Consider the following 2,958-nt stretch of genomic DNA (forward strand, 5'->3'; position numbering starts at 1 on the left):
AGTAAATGACCTTTATTAAACTCCAAAAGCAACAAAGTTTACGAAAAGAGCCATCGGAAAAGAATTTGGAGAGGTGGAAAAGAAATAAAATGACGCTAATTGGCATGCTTCATCATCGTAGAGATCCAATAAATGTAAAGAAAGCATATGCTTATGCCGCTGTAGCAAAAGCAGAAGGTGTAACCTTTTTTTACTTTACTCCTGGGAAGGTGAATATAAAACAGCAAAAAATTTTAGGAAAAGCCTATGAAAATGGAAAATGGATTGAAAAGGAATTTCCTTTCCCTGATGTCATTTATAATGCAAGTTATCTTGCAAGTGAAAAAACTAAACATATCTTTGATTATTTGTTTGATAGGATTCCGTTTACAAGTCATTCTATTGGGGACAAATTATCGGTATATAACAGAATTAATAAGGCAAATAAATTTAAACATTACCTTATTCCTTTTTATGAATTAACTGACGTTCAGATTTTCTTTGACATGATCAAACGTTATCAAAAAGTTATTATCAAACCGTTATCTGGGCATCAAGGAGGAGGCGTTGTTTTTATTGAAAAATATGGATCAAATCATTACAAAATGAATGATGCAGGATTAGAATCATCTATTAATGAAAAACAATTGCTAGACTGGTTATCCCATAAAATAAAAGAACAAGATTACGTAATTCAACAGTTTATTACAAGTCAAACAAAATCTGGTCATGTTTTTGATTTCCGGTTACATGTACAAAAAAATGGAGAAGGACAATGGGTTATTACTTCTATATATCCAAGGATCGGGCGTTTAGGGACCATAACATCTAATATGGGGAGTGGTGGTTATAGTACTTACCTGGATATTTTTTTAAAAACAGAGTTTGGTGACTCCTGGTATGATATTAAAAGGTATCTTGAACAGTTTGCGATAAGTTTTTCAAATCATTTTGATTCTTTATATGACAATGAATTGGATGAATTAGGAATTGACGTCGGAATTGATGTAAGCCAAAAACTATGGCTTTTTGAAGTGAATTGGAGACCAGGTCCGCCTAATATATATAATCTTGAATTAGATGTAGCCAAAAATACGATTTTGTATGCTAAATATTTAGCTGATACAAATAAACATTAAACGGGAATTAAAATAAAACACTAAACACCTTCAAAATCTAATTTCCACAATTTCGTAATAATCATAGTGTCTATATAGTGTCCCCCCAGACATTAAGGCCGCTATTTTGGCGTCCTGTTTTTATCTAATTCTTTTCATATTATAATCCCTAAAAAAAAGCAGCTTGCCGCTCATGAACTGCACCTCCAATTGTGAACAATTGGGATGCAATTCATAAATGGAAAGCTGCCTTTTTACATGAAAAGTTTCAACCATTTTAACTTCTTAAATAGTCGATGACATCATCGAAGTCTGAGTCTTCCCCGCCCGTTTTGAAATAAACAATGTCATTTGGGATTAAAAATGAATCAAAAAACCTCTTCATTTCATCTGCATCTGAAAAATGATAAACATTTTGCGGATTTACTCCTGCCTCTATAGCTGGCTTTTGAAAATCTTTTGCAATAAACCCTTTGGTGATGAGAATATCGACCCCCGTATAACCGAGTAGCTGTCCTGCCTTTTCGTATTCTTCATCTGCATATTTTCCCAGTGCTGCCATTCTTCCCAGAACAGCAATTTTTCTTTGGGATGGCAATGCTATCCTGCTTAATGTTTCTAAGCCTTTTCTTAAGGAAGCAGGATTTGACTTCCAAGTATCATCCACCAACGTAATTTGATTTCGTCCTTCCATTATTTGAAAATGGGATCTCATGTGATGAAAAGAAGATAATCTCTTTAAAGCATAGTGAATATCCACTCCTAAGATTACAGCGGCTGCTAATGAAGCGGCTGCATTATATACATTATGACCACCAAGACCCGATATATATCCTTTAAATTCCCTTTGCTTATATTCCATCCAAAAAGTCATGCCGGATGTATTATATTGATACTTCTTAATCCTAAAAATAGCATCCTTGTTTTTTCCGAATGTTATAATCTCTCCTTTAAATTTTGAAGTATCGATGGAGGAGAGATATGGGTCGTCCGAATTTAGGATGAGAATTCCCTCATTGTTCATACCCTGCATTATTTTTGCCTTTTCTGCTAGGTAATCCTCAAATGATCGAATTTTATCCGTATGATCCACATCAATCATTGTCATAATCCCAATCGTCGGGTAAAAATACTTACAGGACTCCGTCATATCCCTTTTTTTAGATACGGCTGTTTCAAACACTGCCACATCCGTGTCTTCATCAATTCCCATTAAATAAGGAAGGTTGTAATAATCGGCATTTTTGCTGGATATTGTTGCCTGCACATTGTGTGTTTCTTCCAAAATGTATTTTAGCATTTCCTTCGTAGTAGACTTTCCACATGTACCAGTAATGGCGACTACAGGAATGTTAAACAGATGCCTGTAGTACGAAGTAAATTTAAAGAAACTGTCTTTAAGATCCTTTACCATAATGATTTGCTTGGGATTTAATCTTTCCATATTAGAAAATGGTGTATCTGTAACGATGAAAACATTCTTGTAGTTCTTTATAGTTTCAACAGGAAGCTCTCTATCGTTCCAACGAAAATATAATGTATGACTCCTAATTTCAGATCTGTCATAAGTGACCGTCTTGATCCGTATACCTTTTTGCTTTTCATTAGGCTGAATGTTCATGGCAGTTAAAATGTTCTCCAATAATAATGTCTTCAAAATGTCCCTCCTGAAGTTCCTTTTTTGAAAAAGGTATTTCCCCTAATAATACTGTTCTATATGGTAGTAGTGATTGAATCACTTTGAATTCAAACGCTAATGTATCATATGACGTGTCCCCTAATGCTGGTGTGTGATAAATACTCAGGTAATTAGCGGAAAATAATGCATGGTTTGTCATAAACTTATGAGTTTTAGAATGAA

General features: G+C 34.2%; 3 protein-coding genes. 1 reads left to right on the forward strand and 2 read right to left on the reverse strand.

What is annotated here, in order from left to right; all coding sequences use genetic code 11:
• The first annotated feature begins 89 nt into the window (after positions 1-89).
• Positions 90-1,118: a YheC/YheD family endospore coat-associated protein gene (locus V7137_RS13345; RefSeq protein ID WP_335698543.1), complete on the forward strand. Its 1,029-nt coding sequence runs from the start codon at positions 90-92 to the stop codon at positions 1,116-1,118.
• A 256-nt stretch (positions 1,119-1,374) separates the two neighbouring features.
• On the opposite strand, the gene V7137_RS13350 is transcribed toward V7137_RS13345, so the two are convergent.
• Together V7137_RS13350 and V7137_RS13355 are read right to left on the reverse strand one after the other, a co-directional pair.
• Positions 1,375-2,754 carry a UDP-N-acetylmuramoyl-tripeptide--D-alanyl-D-alanine ligase gene (locus V7137_RS13350; protein ID WP_335698544.1) on the reverse strand — a complete coding sequence of 460 codons (1,380 nt, stop codon included), beginning with the start codon at positions 2,752-2,754 and terminating at the stop codon, positions 1,375-1,377.
• Positions 2,702-2,958 (reverse strand): hypothetical protein (locus tag V7137_RS13355; RefSeq protein ID WP_335698545.1); only part of this gene is annotated, 257 nt, incomplete at its 5' end. The genes V7137_RS13350 and V7137_RS13355, both read right to left, overlap by 53 nt.

This window comes from Neobacillus drentensis, assembly GCF_036962765.1.
GTDB lineage: Bacteria > Bacillota > Bacilli > Bacillales > Cytobacillaceae > Neobacillus > Neobacillus drentensis_C.